The sequence below is a fragment of the Streptomyces sp. NPDC001339 genome, assembly GCF_042895955.1.
Taxonomy (GTDB): domain Bacteria; phylum Actinomycetota; class Actinomycetes; order Streptomycetales; family Streptomycetaceae; genus Streptomyces.
In genome coordinates this window covers 37,798-53,072 of sequence record NZ_JBIAWT010000003.1, presented here as the reverse complement: position 1 = coordinate 53,072, position 15,275 = coordinate 37,798, and the positions used below count along the sequence as shown (strand labels likewise).

The window sequence follows — 15,275 nt, the reverse complement described above, 5'->3', positions numbered from 1 at the left end:
CGCCATGGCCTGGAAGGTGGAGATCGACCCGCGCCAGTGCATCGCTTCCGGCTCCTGTGCCGCAATCGCCCCTGATCTGTTCACGGTTGACGGCGCCCATGCCCGTCCGCTGAAGGAACGCATCGAGGAGGACGAGCGCGCGCTGGACGCCGCCGATGTGTGCCCCGCCATCGCCATTACGGTCCACGACGGTGAGGACGTCATCGGCCCCCGGCCGTAGCGGCCATCGGGCACCGGGCACCGGGCACCGGAACCAGCGATCTCGGGACGCCTGCCGGCGAACTCAGGGTGCCTGCTGTGGGGAGTGTGCCGTTCGCGTCATGCTCCCCACGGCCGACCCCCGGCCGACCCCCGGCCGGCCCCGGCCGGCCCCGGTCGGCACGGAGTGACAGCGCGGCATGATGGGAACATGCGGAGTCAACCTGTGCTCGTCTTCGACGGGGACTGCGGCTTCTGCACCACGTCGGTGGCGTTCGCCGAGCGGCGCGTCCGGCCCCGATGCCGGTCCGTCCCCTGGCAGTTCGCCGACCTGGGAGCCCTTGGCGTCACACAGGAGCGGGCCGAGCACGAAGTGTTGTGGGTGACGCCGACCGGGGCGGTGTACGGCGGTGCCCACGCGGTGGCGAAACTGCTGCTGAGCGCCGGGCGGGGGTGGGCACCGCTGGGTGCGCTGCTCACGCTGCCGCCTCTGCGGTGGGCCGCCCACCGCGTGTACCGGCTCGTCGCCGACAACCGTCAGCGGATGCCGGGCGGTACGGCGGCATGCGCACTGCCCGGGAACCACGAGGGCCAGGTGCGGGCCCAGGTCCAAGCGCATCCGTAGGGACGTGCACGTCCCGTGCGCTTCATTTCGCGCGGTGGCGTGTGGGGGCACGGGTCGCGTGGTGGCGTGTGGGGGCACGGGCGGGAACTTACGGTGGAGTGGTGGCAGCAGATGGTTCTGCCCGTGGGCCGGCACACGGACTCGATGCCGCACTGACCGCGGTCGTCGTGGTGATCGGCGTCGTCGATACGTGGATCAAGCCGTCCAACGGTCTGCTCACCGGGGCACCGACCCCTGTCGTCGCGGCGGTGTCCGGAGCCGTCGGCGCGGTGCTGTGGTGGCGCCGTCGCCGGCCCCGCACGGTCTGCGTCGCCGTGATGGCCGGCTACCTGACCGCGTTCACCCCGGTCGCCCTGGCCGTGGCGCTGTACACGGTCGGCGACGCCGCCCACCGTGCCACGCGCGTCCTGGTCCTGTACGGGCTGGCCGGCTGCGCGGTCGGCCTCGGCGCCCTGGCAGCGGATCACGCCCCGATCGACCCCCGGGAGGCCGGCTATGTACTGGCGTTGATCCTCGGGCCGCTGGTCGTAGGGTCCGCCGTGGGCATGCGCCGCGATCTTGTCGCGGCCGCCCGGGCCGAGGTGGCGGGGCTGGAACGTGAGCGGAATCTGGTGGTGGAGCGGGCACAGGCCGAGGAGCGGGCCCGTATCGCCCGCGAGATGCACGATGTGGTGGCCCATCGGGTCGGCAACATCGTGCTCACCGCGAGCGCGCTGAAGGTCGGTCCCCTGGCACGCGCGGAGCCGGCCGTCGGCGACGCCGCCGAGCAGATCCGCGCCGAAGGCCACCACGCCCTCGAAGAGCTCCGCGAGATCCTCGGCGTCCTCGCCCCGAGCCGGGGCGGCCGGCGTGCACCGCGCACACCCCAGCCCGATGCCCTGCAGCTGTCCCAGCTCGTGGAGCACGCGAACGCGCGCGGTCAGCGTGCCCGGCTGGCCGTCAACGGCCACCCCGAGGTTCTCCCCACCCAGGTCCAGCGCGCGCTCTACCGGATCGTCCAGGAGACCCTCACCAACGCGGCCAAGTACGCGCCCGGCTCCGAGGTCACCGTCACCGTCGACTGCCGTCTGGACCGCATCCGGATGGCTGTCACCAACGGCCCCGCCACCCGACCGCTCCCACTCGGCCTGCCGCCCAGTGGCGGCAACGGCCTCATCGGCCTCACCGAGCGCGTCACCCTCCTGGGCGGCACCCTGGCCTACGGCCCGCACCAGGACGGATTCCAGGTCCGTGCCGATATTCCGCACCCACCGCGCACCGGCCATGGAGGCCCGGGCCTGGAGGCCGCGCCCTGACGACAGCCGAGCACTCCCGCTCGCGCCCTTCTCACCCACCCTCTCCGCTCTCGCCTCCCCTGGTTTCACGCCTCCTGCCCGGTCAGCAGTCCAGCCCGGTCAGCGATCCAGTCCGGTCAGCGATCCAGTCCGGCGCGGTAGGCCAGTCGGGCGACCTGCACCCTGTTGTCCGCGCCCAGCTTCGCCATCAGCCGGCTCACCTGGCCCTTCACGGTCCCCTCGGTGATATGCAGCGCCGCGCCGATATCCGTGTTGGACAACCCGCGCCCCACGAGCCGTACGACCTCCAGCTCGCGGTCCGTCAAGGAGGCCAGGGCAGCCTTCTCCTCGGCGCTGAGCCGGGGCACCTGCTCGGCCAGCGCATCCAGCACCCGCCCCGTGACCGCCGGGTCCAGGGCCGCCTTCCCTTCCGCGACCTGGCGCACCGCCCGTACCAACTCCTCCGGCGGCGTGTCCTTCACCAGAAACCCGCTCGCCCCCACCCGCACCGCCTCGTCGACATACTCGTCCTCACCGAACGTCGTCAGGATCACCACCCGCGGCGGCCGCGGCAACGCCCGCAGCTCCCGCGTCGCGGTCAGCCCGTCCATGCCCGGCATCCGGATGTCCACCAGCGCCACGTCGGGCGAGAAGCGCCGCGCCGCCTCCACCGCGCTCCGCCCGTCCCATGCCTGCGCCACCACATGCAGATCTCCGCTGGCCTCGATCACCTCGCTCAGCCCGCGCCGGACGATCTCACTGTCGTCCGCCACCAGGACCTGAATCACCCCCGTCATCCGTCACCTCCCGCGCCTCGCGTCCACTCCGCACACCGCTCTCGCCTCCCCATCTCCCCATCTCCCCATCTCCCCATCTCCCCATCTCCCCATCTCCCCATCTCGCCCTCTCGCCTCGTTGTCTCCCCCTCTCCTCCACCATCCGTGAAACGGGCGTCACCATGCGTAAAGTTCCCGCCCCGGAATCCCTCCGCACCTGACGAAAGTTATGCCGGTTCATCCCCAATGGCACGCATTCACGGGCCCTCCGCACGCCATGCTGGAGACATCCGGGCGGCGACACCTGCCGCCCCGCCCGCCCCGCTCAGCGTCCCTGGAGCTCATCCCCTCGTGCTCGCCGTCACCTTCACCGACAACGGCGCCAACGCCGTCCTCCCCCTCCACCCGCGCGCCGCGGCCCAGGCCCGCAAGGTCCTCGGCTCGGTGATCTCCCACGGCGACACCTTGATCGATACAGCCGCCCTGTTGCTGTCGGAGCTGGTGTCCAACGCCGTACGCCATGCCCACGGCACCCAGCTACGGGTGGCGATCGCCCACGATCAGGTCAAGGACGTCATCGTCGTCGCGGTCTTCGACCGCAACCCGGAGATGCGACGCGGCACCCGCTGCTCCGCGGACGGTCAGCCGGACGACCTGGAGACGGGTCGCGGCCTCGACCTGCTGGACGCCCTGGCCGAGTCATGGGGAGTGGCCACGGTCGGCGACCGCGGCAAGTGGATCTGGTTCAGCCTGCCCCGCCGGACCGTCGCCGAGACCTGAGCCCCACGGCCACCGGCCACGCTCCGCTCTCCGCGCTACCGCCGGAATGGGGAATACCAGATAACTGAGGCTTCATCAGCCCTGACAAGGGAAAAATCGCAGACGCCCCATGTCCCCTACGTCCCTCCCCTACGCCCCTCACCCCATCCTCGGCAGAGAAGGCGGGCGCACAGATGCAGCAGCCGACGGGCGGAAGCCCGCGCACCGCACGGCGCAGGAAGGCACCGCTCACCATCGGCGTGGTGGCACCACGCAGCGGACGCCTGGCGAAACTCGGCGATCCGCTGATGTTCGTCATGGGGCTCCTGCGTTCCCGACTGCGCCACGTACGAAATCGAGGACGCGCTGATGAGCTGAGATTGGTGAGCCGGGACAGCCACTCGGACCCGGAAGCCGCTCGCCGGGCAACTGAGGAGCTGATCCGGCACGAGCGGGCCGATGTCATCGTGACCCTGGCCGGTACGCAGGTACTGCCGGCCGTTGCCGATACCTGCGAAGCGCTGCACACCCCCTGCGTGACCAGCACCTTTCCCTGGCAGGTGTACTACTTCGGCCGGGGCGCGACCCGGGACCGGCCGTTCCGCTGGACGTACCACTTCTGCTGGGGGCTGGACGACATCGCAAACGTCTTCGCCGACATGTGGGAGAGGGTGGGGCCGGGGCGCACGGTCGGCTGTCTCTGGAACGACGGGCCACAGGGGAACTGGACGCGCCACCGGGAAGAAGGCTTCCTGCCCGTCGCCACCGCCCGCGGCCATACCCTCATCGACCCACCCGGATACCGGGAACCGGCAACCGACTTCGACCCTCACCTCACCGCCTTCCTCAACGACGGCGTGGAGATCGTCACCAGCGCCGCGACCGCCACGGACCTCGCCCTCTTCCACCGGCAGGCCGTACAGCGCGGTCTGCGGCCCCGGCTGACCACCTGCTCGCGCTGGCTCGCCTACCCGGTGGGCGCCACGGGCGTGGACGATCCCGCCGAGGCGAAGGTGGCGTCGCTGGTCTACTGGACGCCACGGCACCCGTACCGGTCCTCACTGGACGGCATGCCGGCTGCTGAACTCGCCGACCGCTACGAGGAATCGACGGGTGATCAATGGCTCCAGCCACTGGGATTGGCGTATGCCCTGTTCGAGGTCGCGGTGCACGCTCTGGCGACGGCCGACGACCCCCTGGACCCGCAGGCCGTCGCGGCCGCGATCGGCCGGACGCGGCTGGAGACCATGGCCGGAACACTCGACTGGACCGCAGGGCCGGTCGCCAATGTCGCCACCGTGCGACTGGCCGGCGGGCAGTGGAAAAGAGGCGACCGGCACCCCCACGAACTGGCCGTGGTGACCAACTCCGCTTGCCCCGACGTCCGGCTGGACGGCGACCTGGAGCTGCTGCACTGACCGGCGCCCCACCGCCTCGGCGTCATCTCGCGCCATTCGAGTGACAGCGGGCATATCTCCATGTGCCGTGGGTACTTCCGCGGTGTTCAGCAACAGGACGTTCAAGCGTCGAGGGCTGCCCAGGGTTGAGGCCTGCCCAAGCGGAGGAGGACGAGCAGTATGCGGGCGAGTGTGGGTGACCGGCTCCTTGTCCACGGACGGATCGTGGGCCAGCACGACCGGACGGCAGAGGTGATCGAAGTACTGGGAGAGGACGGCGGACCGCCCTATCGCGTCCGGTTCGAGGACGGCCACGAAACCATCATGAGCCCTGGTCCGGACACGATCGTCCGCCCCTCCCCGGTCACATCGGAGGGCTAGGTGTCGTCGTTGTCCGGCACGTCGACAAGCGCCGCTACTCCCATTCCGGGTCCGCCGCGAGCTTCTCGGTGATGCGGTCGTGGAAGCTCTTGCGCTGCAGCGCCTGTTCGAGGTCCGTGACGACCTGGCTGAGCGGATAGGGGATCTCCGCCTCGAGTTCGGCGAGGGCGGCCTCGGTGGCTCGCCACTCCGCCGCCAGCCGGCCGGCCATACGGCGGGCCTTGGCCGTGAGCGTCACCCTCTTGCTCCGGGCGTCCGGGCCGGCCACGGTCCGCACCAGGCCGGCCGCGCGCATCGCGGCCACCTTCTGGCTGAGTGCCGAATGGGTGCGGTCCACCGACTCGGCCAGCTCGGTGATCGTCATCGGTCCGCGGGAGTGCAGCCGGAGCAGTTCCAGGACGAAGCTCGGCTTGAGCCCGTCGATCCGGGCCTCCGCGTAGACACGGGCGATGTCGGCGTCCATCGCCGCCTGGAGCAGCCGCAGGGGGCGCCAGAGGCTCTGCTCGGTCGGGTCGGATTCATTCGATGCGGCGGATGCGGCGGATGCGGCCGGGGTACGGGAATCGGGACGGTTACGGGGCTCGGTCATATCGGGATCGTAACAGCACTTACGTAAGCACTTATGGAAGTGGTTGCAAAAGCGCTGTTACGAGTTGCGTGTCGGACGTCCGTGGTGCGTGTCAGGCGTCCGTGGTGCGCGTCGCGGTGGCGGCCAGCGGGGCGGGGCGGGCGGGGTCCACAGGCAGCGGGGGCGTCTTTATGCACAGGACGAGGACGGTGCTGAGGAGGTGCAGGGCGGCGTAGATTCCCATGACCCCGCCGATGCCGATCGAGCCGATGAACACCGTGCCGATGAGCGGGCCGAAGGCCATGCTGGCACCGGCACCCAGGGTGTAGGCCGACATGATCTGGCCCTTGCGTTCCGGGGCCTGTGCGGTCATCAGAGGGGGCAGGGGGACGTATCCGGCCATGCCGACGCCCAGTGCGCCAGCCGCGATCGCGACGAGCGGGTAGTCGTGCCCCGCGGTCTGCGGTACGTAGTACAGCGCCAGGCAGGCGAGGGCCGATACCACCCCGCCCAGCCAGGCCACGGTCTTCCGCCGGCTCCACCGGTCGCCCAGCGCGCCGAAGAGCACCACACAGGCGAGGTTGCTGACCATCATCACGATCAGCAGGGAGGCCCACTCCTGTGCGCTGAAGCCGATCCGGTCGACGAGGAAGAGCGGGGTGAAGACCCATACACCGAACTGCGAGGTGGTGTTGATGAGCCGGACCACCGCACCCATACCGACCCGCGGCTTGGCGAACATGATGGTGAAGCAGCCCAGGAAGGTACGCGGCAGACTGAGCCGCTCCGGCCCTCTGGACAGGCCCTGGAATCCGGTGCGTTCGCGGAGCAGGAGGAGCACGACCAGAGCGCCGGCGACGATCATCGCCAGGGACACCCACAGGGTGTGGTAGAAGCCGATCATGGGCTTGAGGAACGAGACCAGGGCGGAGCCGAGGACGGGGTAGCCCATGGTGAAGCAGAACCAGAACCAGCCGAGCGCCTTGCCGAGCTGGCGCTCCGGGGCGCCCGCCATGATCCAGACCATGAATCCGTAGGCGAACAGCGGATAGCCGAAGCCGCGCAGGCCGTAGCTGGCCAGGATCAGCCCGTAGGAGTGGGCGGGGACGGCGACCGCGAGCATCAGCGCGTGGCAGACCACCCAGCAGGCGGCGCCGGCCATCATCACCCGGCGCGGCCCCCATTGGTCGGAGAGCCCGCCCGCCAGGAAGGCGCCCACCGCGGCGGTGACGCCGTAAACGGTGAAGATCACGCCGACGCTCGCCTCCGCGAAGCCGAGGTCGGTCCTGAAGTACGTGGGCAGATAGCTGGTCTCCACCCCGTCGCCGATCATGAAGAGCAGGACGCCGACATAGCCCCAGATCAGAGCGCGGGGAATGCCGAGGACGGCGGGGCGGGGCTGCGGCAGAGCGCGCTCCGGGGAGGGGGACAGCACGGCAGGACCTCCTGACTGGCCGCACGTTTTCGGCCACGGGTGTGCAACAGACTGGACAACCTCACACTGAATTTCAAGAGCTTCACATAAAGTGTGTGATGTTCTAAGGTGAGCGCGGATACGGCGAGACGCCGCCGTGGAGACGAACAGAGGTACCCACGATGAGAGCGAGCCGCGGCTCCGAGGCCGAGGTGGAGGAGCGCCGCCAGGCGGTTCTGCGCCAGGTCGCGCAGGAGGGCGAGATCCGGATCGCCGACCTCGCCCAGCGCATGCGCGTCAGCGTGATGACCATGCACCGGGACCTGGACAACCTCCATGACCGGCAGCTGCTGCGCAAGGGCCGCGGTGTGGCCACGGCCTTCTCCAACGTCGCCATGGAAAGCGCGCTGCGCTTCCGGGAGAACGCCAATGTCGCAGTCAAGAACGCCCTCGCGGACGCGCTCGCGGAAGAGGTCTCCCCGGGCGACACGGTGCTGATCGACTGCGGCTCCACCCTCTTCCCGCTCGCCCGTCGGCTCGCCTCCGTCGACGGGATCCGCGTGATCACCAACTCGCTGCGCATCACCTACCTGCTGGCGGGCACACCGGCCGAAGTGACGCTGCTGGGCGACCGCTACTACGAGGACTTCGAGTCCTGTGCCGGTCCGCAGACCCGCCGCCAGCTCCAGGACATCCGCGCCACCGTCGCCTTCGTCACCGCCACCTCGGTCAGCGAGGGGCGGCTCTTCCACCCGGTACGCGAGTACGCCGAGAGCAAGCGCGCCTATCTGCAGGCCGCCGACCGGTCCGTACTGGCCGTCGACCACAGCAAGTTCGGCCGCACCGCCACGTATCCGTACGGCGATGTCAGCGGCTACGACCTGATGGTCACCGACGCCGGGACCCCCGAGAGCGAACTCCGTCCGGTCCGCGATCTCGGCGTAGAGGTCCGCACCGTCGAGGTGCCCGCGGACGACCCCCACCGCTGACCCGCGAGCCACGACGCCCTCATCCGCGAGCTCGCTCCGAGCCCGTCCCCGATCTTCTCTTCTCTCTCCCCCCGCGATTCCCCCAGCGCTCCTCCCCCGAATCCCGAGCGCCCCCTCCCTCCCCCCTCCCCGAGAAAGGCCCCCCATCCATGCGCGCTGTCGTCATCCACACCCCCGGCTCGTACGAGGTCACCACCGTCGACGACCCCACCCCGGGCCCCGGCGAGGTCATAGTGGCGCCCGCCGCGGTGGGCATCTGCGGCACCGATGTGCACATCGTCCAGGGGGAGTTCGCGCCCACCCCCTATCCGATCATCCCCGGGCACGAGTTCACCGGCGAGATCGTCGCGCTGGGGCCGGGAGTCAGCGGTCTGCGCACCGGCGAGCAGGTCGCGGTCGACCCGTCGCTCTTCTGCGGTGCGTGCCACTACTGCGCGATCGGGCGCGGCAACCTGTGCGAGAACTGGGGCGCGATCGGCGACACCGTGGACGGCGCGATGGCCGAGTACGTCAAGGTGCCGGCCGCCAACTGCTACCGGCTGCCGGAGAGCGTCGACGTCACCCAGGGCACGCTGATCGAACCGCTGTCGTGCGCGGTACGCGGCTTCGACGTGCTGCCGCGCCGCCTCGGCGACCACTACCTCATCTACGGTGCGGGCACGATGGGCCTGATGATGCTTCAGCTCGCCAAGGCGGCCGGCGCGGCATCCCTCTCGGTCGTCGACATCAACACGGACCGGCTGAAGGTCGCCGAAGCGCTCGGCGCGGACGCCACCGCGGTGCGCGCCGACGATCTGAGCCGGCCGCAGGGCTGGGAGACCGTCATCGACTGCACCGGCGTCATCCCCGTCATCGAAGACGGCCTCGGCCGGGTGCGCCGCGGCGGCACCTTCCAGCAGTTCGGCGTGGCGCCCTCCGCCGCCAAGGCGTCCTTCTCACCGTTCCGCGTGTACAACGACGAGATCACCATCGTCGGCTCGATGGCCGTGCTGCACAGCTTCGGGCGCGCCGTGGACCTCATGGCGAAGGGCGTCATCGACGCCGACACGATGATCACGCACAGCTTCGCGCTGGACGAGTTCGGCGCCGCTCTGCAGGCGTTCCGCGACGGCTCCGGCCGCAAGATCCAGCTCCGCCCCCAGGTCCACCCCCGGGGCTGATTCCCCTCCTGCTCCTGCTCCTGCTCCTGCCTCCTGTCTCCTGCCTCCTGCCCTTCCTCCCTCGTCTCGTTGCACGGAAGCGACATCGTCATGCCCACAGTTGCCGGGGTGGACTCCTCTACCCAGTCCTGCAAGGTCGTCGTCTGTGACGCCGACACCGGGGAGGTCCTCCACCGGGGCCGCGCCACCCATCCCGAGGGGACCGAAGTCGCCCCCGGGGCGTGGTGGCAGGCGCTCCTGGAAGCGGGCGACGGCCTGCTGGAACACGTGGACGCCATCGCCGTGGCCGGGCAGCAGCACGGACTGGTGGCCCTGGACGCGGCCGGAGAGCCGGTGCGTGACGCGCTGCTCTGGAACGACACCCGCTCGGCGCAGGCCGCGGCGGACCTGGTCGACGACCTCGGCGGGCCGGAGAAGTGGGCCCAGGCGGTCGGCACCGTACCGGTCGCGGCGATCACCGTCGCCAAGCTGCGCTGGCTGGCCGAGCACCAGCCGCGGCTCGCGGACCGTACCGCCCGGGTCCTGCTGCCGCACGACTGGCTGACCTGGCAGTTGTGCGGCGGCCCCGGTAGCGGGACCGCACCGGTCACCGACCGGGGAGACGCTTCCGGTACGGGCTACTGGTCACCGGCCGACGGCGCCTACCGCCACGACCTCCTCGGCCTCGCCTTCGGCGACCGCACACCCGAACTGCCGCGTGTGCTCGACCCGTACGAGGCCGCCGGGCGCACCCCACACGGGGCGCTGGTGGCGGCCGGCACCGGCGACAACATGGGTGCGGCCCTGGGACTGGGCCTCCAGCCGGGCGATGCGGTGATCTCGCTGGGGACGAGCGGCACCGCCTTCGCCCTCGCCGAGCGGCCGTCGGCCGACCCGTCCGGCGCCGTCGCCGGGTACGCGGACGCCACCGGCCGCTTCCTGCCGCTGGTGTGCACCCTCAACGCCGCCCGGGTGCTCAGCTCCAGCGCCCGCATGCTCGGTATCCCGCTGGACGAGCTCGGCCCCCTCGCCCGCGACGCCGAGTCCGGCGCCGGCGGTCTGGTGCTCCTCCCCTACCTGGGCGGCGAGCGCACCCCCAACCTCCCGGAGGCCGCGGGCAGTCTGATGGGCATGCGGAAGGCGAACATGCACCCGCCGAACCTCGCCCGGGCGGCCGTCGAAGGCATGCTCTGCAACATGGCCGATGCCCTGGACCGGCTGCGGGCTCAGGACGTCAGCGCCCGGCGGGTCCTGATCATCGGCGGAGCGGCCAAGGCCCCCGTGGTCGGCGAGATCGCCACGGAGATCTTCGGTACCCCGGTCACCGTGCCCGAACCGGAGGAGTACGTCGCCCTGGGTGCGGCCCGGCAGGCCGCCTGGGCCCTGGCCGGCACCCCCGAGCCGCCGCACTGGCCGCTCGCCGCCGCCCGGGAGATCCCCTCTCCGGGCGACGCCTCCGCCGGCCGGCGCGTCCGCGCGGCGTACGCCGACGCCCGCTCGCTGGTCTACGGCTGACGGGCTATCGCTGATCTACGGCTGACGGGCTGTCGCTGGTCTCCGGCTGACGGGCCGGTGATCCGAGTCGGCCTCCGTGAATCACCCGTGGGTGCCCGGGGCCCGCGGGCGACCGGGGCCCGGGCGCGTCCACGTCACGGACGGGCGGTGAGCACCAGCTTGCCCGTGACGCGGCCCGTCTCGGCCTCCGCGTGGGCCTTCACGGCCTCGGCGAACGTGTACGTGCCGGAGACATGCGCACGCAACTGCCCGGACTCGGCGAGCTCCGCGATCGCCGCCATGCCCGCCTGGTCGTGCTCGACCACCATGAACGTGGCCCGCACCCCCAACTCCCGTGCGCGGCCCGGCACGTCGTCCCAGTTCTCGGGAAGGATCGACACCAGGATGCCGCCGGGCCGCAGCACCCGCAGGGAGCGCAGGCAGTTCTCGCCGCCGAGCGCGTCGAGCACCACGTCGACGTCGCGGACGGCCTCCGCGAAGTCGACGGTGCGGTAGTCGATGACCTCGTCCGTGCCCAGGCCACGGACGAAGTCGTGCTTGGCGGCGCTGGCCGTGCCGATCACGTACGCGCCCCGCGCCTTGGCGATCTGCACCGCGAGGTGTCCCACGCCCCCGGCCGCCGCGTGCACCAGGACGCGCTGTCCCGGCTCCACATGAGCGTTGTCGACCAGCGCCTGCCAGGCCGTCAGGGCCGCCAGCGGCAGCGCGCCGGCCTCGACATGGCTCAGGGCGGCGGGCTTGGGTACGAAGGCGCGGGCGGGACCGGTCACGTACTCGGCGTGCGAACCGGCACCGTGCGGGTACGGCAGCATGCCGAACACCTCGTCGCCGGGCTGGAAGAGGGAGACGCCGAACCCGACGGCCTCGACGGTTCCCGACACGTCCCAGCCGAGCGTGAACGGGGGCTCGCCCAGGAAGATGCGCTGCTTGCGGTGCTTCCAGTCGGTGGGGTTGATCCCCGCCGCGTGGACGGCGACGAGGATCTGTCCGATGCCGGGCTCGGGGCGCGCGGCCTCGGCCACCTCAAGGACATCGGGGCCGCCGAAAGTGTGCTGGGTGACGACCTTCATGGCCGGGGCGGAAGCGGTGTTCCCGGTCATGTCTTCAGTGGTGATCTCGGTCGTGTCCGAAGTGGTGTTCTCAGTCATGTACGCAGCCTGCCGCGCCGCGTGTGACCTGGGCAATGGCAAGATTGCCATTCGCCGATAGAATCGTGCCATGCCTGCTGCGCGCCGCCCGCACCGTGTCGTCGTCCTCGCCCTCGACGGCGTCTACCCCTTCGAGCTGGGCATCCCCAACCGGGTCTTCCCGCTGGTCCCCGGGGCGTACCAGGTGGTGACGTGCACGGCGACCGACGACCGGACGGTGGCGACCGACGCCGACTTCACGATCACCGTCGAGCACGGACCGCAGGCGCTGGAGACGGCCGACACGGTGGTCATACCGCCGTACGACGTGCGGCTCCTCACGCGCGAACTGCCGGAGCCGGTGCGCAACGCCTTCGCCCGGATCAGGCCGGGCACCCGCCTCGTCTCCATCTGCTCCAGCGCGTTCGCACTCGCCGCGGCCGGCCTGCTCGACGGGCGGCCCGCCACGACGCACTGGGCACTGGCGGACGCGTTCCGGCAGTTGTTCCCTCAGGTCGCCCTGGATCCGGAGGTGTTGTTCATCGACGACGGCGACGTGCTGACCTCGGCGGGTGCGGCCTCCGGCATCGACGTGTGCCTGCATGTGGTGCGGTCCGACCACGGCAGCGCGGTCGCCAACCGGGTGGCCCGGCACTGTGTCGTGCCGCCGTGGCGCGAGGGCGGGCAGGCCCAGTACATCGAGCAGCCCGTGCCGGAGGAGGGGGCCAGCGGCACCGCCGCCACCCGCGCCTGGGCCCTGGAGAACCTCGAACGGCCGCTCGCCCTGCGGGAGTTGGCGGCGCATGCCCGGATGAGCCCGCGCACGTTCGCACGGCGCTTCCAGGAGGAGACGGGCACGAGCCCCGGCCGGTGGCTGATCCAGCAGCGGGTGCACCGGGCGCGGCACCTGCTCGAGTCCAGCGATCTGCCGGTCGACCGCATCGCGGCGGAGGTCGGCTTCGCCACGGGCACGTCGCTGCGGCAGCACCTGCACGCAGCGATCGGGGTGTCGCCGCAGGCGTACCGCAGAACGTTCCGCACAGAGGCGGGAGCAAGGGCGGTGCCCGTCGGGCAGCACAGCCAGATGCGGGGAAAGGGCTGGAAGAAATCGCCCTCGGGTGCCTCGCCCGGCATGTGAGATTCTCAGACGAGTTCCACCATGTTCTCGATGACTTCTACGGCTTCCGCTACGCCGTCCTGGGCACGTATCAGTACGCCCAGACGTTCGGCGCGCTGCGTCATGCCGCTGTCGAGGACAGTGCGGTCAATAGCGGCGGCGAGACGCTCGGCAGTAAGGCGGCGCTGAGGCACAGGCCGTGGCGCCACACCGCACGCCTGCATCCGACGGGCCCAGAACGGCTGGTCGAATCCGAAAGGACAGATGACCTGTGGCCGCCCTGCGGCCAGCGCGGCAGCGGTGGTGCCGGCGCCACCGTGATGGACCACCGCAGCCATATGAGGGAAAAGCTGGTCGTGGGGCGCCTCATCCAGGAAGAAAACCTCCTCCGGGGTCGAAAGCTCCTCCTGCTCCGGTCCGGCGACACCGCCCCACCCGGTCGCGACCACAGCGCGGACCCCTGTCTTGCGAACAGCCGCGATCACTGCCTCACGCAGACGCAAGGGATTTCTTCCGCTAAGACTGCCGAATCCGATGTACACAGGCGGACGACCAGCATCGAGGAAAGCGGCAAGACGCGGTGGCACGCTCCATTCTTGTGGAGCAGGAAGGTGCCAGAAACCTGTCGTGTGCGTCGCGGGTGGATAATTCGGAGTTGCCGGCAGCACATGGGGGCTGAATGGCTGCAGGACAGTGGCCGGCTTCCCGTCGGAGCGCAGCAGCATATTATGCCGCCCGCGGCGGGGCAGCAGCCCCAGTTCCTGCTGACGCACACGGTCGATTGCTGATCCGTAGAGGAGACGGACAGTCAGCTGGGTCGATGCGTAGGAGGCCTTGTTCAGCGCGTGAGGTATTCGTGTGTCGAGGAGCGGGTTGGCAAAATCAGGCGTGGGCACCCAACCGGGCTGCAGGCATACCGGTACGGCCGGGACGTCGAGACTCTCGGCTATGTGATGCACCGGCACCGCAGGCTGGAAGAGGATGACATCGGGCCTGGGTTGAGCCCTGACCGCGGCGGTCGTTTCTTCCAGAACCTGTACATAACGCGGGCGGTTACGGCGCAGCCATCGCGTGGCCAGTACGGGTCCCAGGCGGCTCGACTCATTGACCTTGACTATGACCGGGTCGGTGAGTAGCTCAAGTGGACCGTCTGCAACAGGGACGTAGGGTATTCCCACTGAGTGCGCTACCTGGAATGTACGTTGCGGACCAATTATGGAAACGTCATGCCCTGCAGCTGACAGGCCACGCGCCAAAGCAACGAATGGCTGGACATCACCCCGGCTGCCGTGTGTGACGAGCAACGCTCTCAATGCGACACCTCGCGCATACTATCGACGTCATCACAAAGACCCTTACACATACGGCTATACCTCTCCACCGGGCCGATCAGTTGGCCGACGGGGATGAGGTTCCCGCCTGACGACGCCACCCGGACAGCGGACCGAGCGAGTGGCTGCATCCGTTCGAGCACTACTGGAAGCAGCGCCTGGACGCGCCGGCCGACCTTCTGGACGAGGAGAACAAGACATGACCGAGAACAACACGATCACCTGCGAGAAGTTCCTGCCCCACCCCCCGGCGGCGGTGTGGAAGGCCCTGACCGAACCCGGCCTCCATGCCCGCTGGTGGGCTGCCGGTGACGTCAAGCCCGTCGTCGGGCACCGCTTCACCCTCGACATGGGCAACTTCGGCAGCCAGCCCTGCGAGGTGACCGAGGTGGACGACCACCGGCTGCTGGCCTACCGATTCGCCGAGGGCACGCTCGACACCACCATCACCTGGAAGCTCCACCCCGAAGGCGAGGGCACCCGCCTCGTCCTCACCCATACCGGCTTCGACCTCGACTCCCAGATGGGCCGACAGGCACACCACGGCATGGGCAAGGGCTGGCCCCACGTCCTGGACCGCCTCGACACCGTCCTGGGCGAGACCCCCTGACCGAGAGCAGGGTGAGCCAGGCCGAGGTGCCGTAGAGCCTGGACTCGCCGGGATA

General features: G+C 70.3%; 16 protein-coding genes. 11 read left to right on the top strand and 5 right to left on the bottom strand.

Features of this window, described 5'->3' with window-relative positions; all coding sequences use genetic code 11:
- Nucleotides 1–4 precede the first annotated feature (4 nt).
- From ACFY12_RS09255 to ACFY12_RS09245, 3 genes are all read left to right on the top strand, one after another.
- A complete protein-coding gene (locus ACFY12_RS09255; RefSeq protein ID WP_390715143.1) occupies nt 5–220 on the top strand; it encodes a ferredoxin in 216 nt (71 codons plus the stop codon).
- 189 nt (nt 221–409) lie between these two features.
- Complete coding sequence (locus ACFY12_RS09250) at nt 410–823, top strand: thiol-disulfide oxidoreductase DCC family protein (RefSeq protein WP_390715142.1); 414 nt, start codon at nt 410–412, stop codon at nt 821–823.
- A gap of 101 nt (nt 824–924) precedes the next feature.
- On the top strand, nt 925–2,118 hold the full coding sequence (locus tag ACFY12_RS09245) for a sensor histidine kinase (RefSeq protein ID WP_390715141.1): 1,194 nt from the start codon (nt 925–927) through the stop codon (nt 2,116–2,118).
- Nucleotides 2,119–2,234: 116 nt separating this feature from the next.
- Here ACFY12_RS09245 and ACFY12_RS09240 read toward each other — a convergent pair whose 3' ends face one another.
- A complete protein-coding gene (locus ACFY12_RS09240) occupies nt 2,235–2,894 on the bottom strand; it encodes a response regulator (protein ID WP_390715140.1) in 660 nt (219 codons plus the stop codon).
- A 330-nt stretch (nt 2,895–3,224) separates the two neighbouring features.
- Between ACFY12_RS09240 and ACFY12_RS09235 the strand changes: the two genes are divergently transcribed.
- From ACFY12_RS09235 to ACFY12_RS09225, 3 genes are all read left to right on the top strand, one after another.
- Nucleotides 3,225–3,653, top strand: coding sequence for an ATP-binding protein (locus tag ACFY12_RS09235; protein ID WP_390715139.1), 429 nt, complete (start codon nt 3,225–3,227; stop codon nt 3,651–3,653).
- A 173-nt stretch (nt 3,654–3,826) separates the two neighbouring features.
- The gene (locus ACFY12_RS09230) at nt 3,827–5,050 is read left to right on the top strand and encodes an ABC transporter substrate-binding protein (RefSeq protein WP_390715138.1); all 1,224 of its coding nucleotides are present in this window, start codon (nt 3,827–3,829) and stop codon (nt 5,048–5,050) included.
- Between the two features lie 159 nt (nt 5,051–5,209).
- A complete protein-coding gene (locus tag ACFY12_RS09225; RefSeq protein ID WP_390715137.1) occupies nt 5,210–5,410 on the top strand; it encodes a DUF1918 domain-containing protein in 201 nt (66 codons plus the stop codon).
- A gap of 34 nt (nt 5,411–5,444) precedes the next feature.
- Here the strand turns inward: ACFY12_RS09225 and ACFY12_RS09220 are convergent, their stop codons facing one another.
- Together ACFY12_RS09220 and ACFY12_RS09215 are read right to left on the bottom strand one after the other, a co-directional pair.
- The gene (locus tag ACFY12_RS09220; protein ID WP_390715136.1) at nt 5,445–5,999 is read right to left on the bottom strand and encodes a MarR family winged helix-turn-helix transcriptional regulator; all 555 of its coding nucleotides are present in this window, start codon (nt 5,997–5,999) and stop codon (nt 5,445–5,447) included.
- A 91-nt stretch (nt 6,000–6,090) separates the two neighbouring features.
- Complete coding sequence (locus tag ACFY12_RS09215) at nt 6,091–7,413, bottom strand: MFS transporter (RefSeq protein ID WP_390715135.1); 1,323 nt, start codon at nt 7,411–7,413, stop codon at nt 6,091–6,093.
- A gap of 161 nt (nt 7,414–7,574) precedes the next feature.
- Here ACFY12_RS09215 and ACFY12_RS09210 point away from each other — a divergent pair, with 161 nt between their 5' ends.
- The 3 genes from ACFY12_RS09210 to xylB all read left to right on the top strand — a co-directional run bounded on the left by ACFY12_RS09210 (nt 7,575) and on the right by xylB (nt 11,035).
- Complete coding sequence (locus ACFY12_RS09210; protein WP_390715134.1) at nt 7,575–8,381, top strand: DeoR/GlpR family DNA-binding transcription regulator; 807 nt, start codon at nt 7,575–7,577, stop codon at nt 8,379–8,381.
- A 149-nt stretch (nt 8,382–8,530) separates the two neighbouring features.
- Nucleotides 8,531–9,541 carry a zinc-dependent alcohol dehydrogenase family protein gene (locus tag ACFY12_RS09205; RefSeq protein ID WP_390715133.1) on the top strand — a complete coding sequence of 337 codons (1,011 nt, stop codon included), beginning with the start codon at nt 8,531–8,533 and terminating at the stop codon, nt 9,539–9,541.
- Nucleotides 9,542–9,631: 90 nt separating this feature from the next.
- Nucleotides 9,632–11,035 (top strand): xylulokinase, encoded by a 1,404-nt coding sequence (gene xylB / locus ACFY12_RS09200; RefSeq protein ID WP_390715132.1) that lies wholly within the window; start codon nt 9,632–9,634, stop codon nt 11,033–11,035.
- A 134-nt stretch (nt 11,036–11,169) separates the two neighbouring features.
- Here xylB and ACFY12_RS09195 read toward each other — a convergent pair whose 3' ends face one another.
- Nucleotides 11,170–12,135 (bottom strand): NADP-dependent oxidoreductase, encoded by a 966-nt coding sequence (locus ACFY12_RS09195; RefSeq protein ID WP_390715685.1) that lies wholly within the window; start codon nt 12,133–12,135, stop codon nt 11,170–11,172.
- 118 nt (nt 12,136–12,253) lie between these two features.
- Between ACFY12_RS09195 and ACFY12_RS09190 the strand changes: the two genes are divergently transcribed.
- Nucleotides 12,254–13,300, top strand: coding sequence for a GlxA family transcriptional regulator (locus tag ACFY12_RS09190; protein WP_390715131.1), 1,047 nt, complete (start codon nt 12,254–12,256; stop codon nt 13,298–13,300).
- Between the two features lie 5 nt (nt 13,301–13,305).
- Here ACFY12_RS09190 and ACFY12_RS09185 read toward each other — a convergent pair whose 3' ends face one another.
- Complete coding sequence (locus ACFY12_RS09185; RefSeq protein ID WP_390715684.1) at nt 13,306–14,583, bottom strand: glycosyltransferase; 1,278 nt, start codon at nt 14,581–14,583, stop codon at nt 13,306–13,308.
- Nucleotides 14,584–14,809: 226 nt separating this feature from the next.
- Between ACFY12_RS09185 and ACFY12_RS09180 the strand changes: the two genes are divergently transcribed.
- Nucleotides 14,810–15,220 carry an SRPBCC domain-containing protein gene (locus tag ACFY12_RS09180; protein ID WP_390715130.1) on the top strand — a complete coding sequence of 137 codons (411 nt, stop codon included), beginning with the start codon at nt 14,810–14,812 and terminating at the stop codon, nt 15,218–15,220.
- The last annotated feature ends 55 nt before the right edge of the window (nt 15,221–15,275 follow it).

Excerpts from the sequence above, each read along its gene's own strand:
- ACFY12_RS09195 (WP_390715685.1), bottom strand. The coding sequence starts at position 12,135 with ATGACCGGGAACACCGCTTCCGCCCCGGCCATGAAGGTCGTCACCCAG.
- ACFY12_RS09240 (WP_390715140.1), bottom strand. The coding sequence starts at position 2,894 with ATGACGGGGGTGATTCAGGTCCTGGTGGCGGACGACAGTGAGATCGTC.
- ACFY12_RS09255 (WP_390715143.1), top strand. The coding sequence starts at position 5 with ATGGCCTGGAAGGTGGAGATCGACCCGCGCCAGTGCATCGCTTCCGGC.
- ACFY12_RS09205 (WP_390715133.1), top strand. The coding sequence starts at position 8,531 with ATGCGCGCTGTCGTCATCCACACCCCCGGCTCGTACGAGGTCACCACC.
- ACFY12_RS09220 (WP_390715136.1), bottom strand. The coding sequence starts at position 5,999 with ATGACCGAGCCCCGTAACCGTCCCGATTCCCGTACCCCGGCCGCATCC.
- ACFY12_RS09250 (WP_390715142.1), top strand. The coding sequence starts at position 410 with ATGCGGAGTCAACCTGTGCTCGTCTTCGACGGGGACTGCGGCTTCTGC.
- ACFY12_RS09225 (WP_390715137.1), top strand. The coding sequence starts at position 5,210 with ATGCGGGCGAGTGTGGGTGACCGGCTCCTTGTCCACGGACGGATCGTG.
- ACFY12_RS09210 (WP_390715134.1), top strand. The coding sequence starts at position 7,575 with ATGAGAGCGAGCCGCGGCTCCGAGGCCGAGGTGGAGGAGCGCCGCCAG.
- ACFY12_RS09230 (WP_390715138.1), top strand. The coding sequence starts at position 3,827 with ATGCAGCAGCCGACGGGCGGAAGCCCGCGCACCGCACGGCGCAGGAAG.
- xylB (WP_390715132.1), top strand. The coding sequence starts at position 9,632 with ATGCCCACAGTTGCCGGGGTGGACTCCTCTACCCAGTCCTGCAAGGTC.
- ACFY12_RS09180 (WP_390715130.1), top strand. The coding sequence starts at position 14,810 with ATGACCGAGAACAACACGATCACCTGCGAGAAGTTCCTGCCCCACCCC.
- ACFY12_RS09190 (WP_390715131.1), top strand. The coding sequence starts at position 12,254 with ATGCCTGCTGCGCGCCGCCCGCACCGTGTCGTCGTCCTCGCCCTCGAC.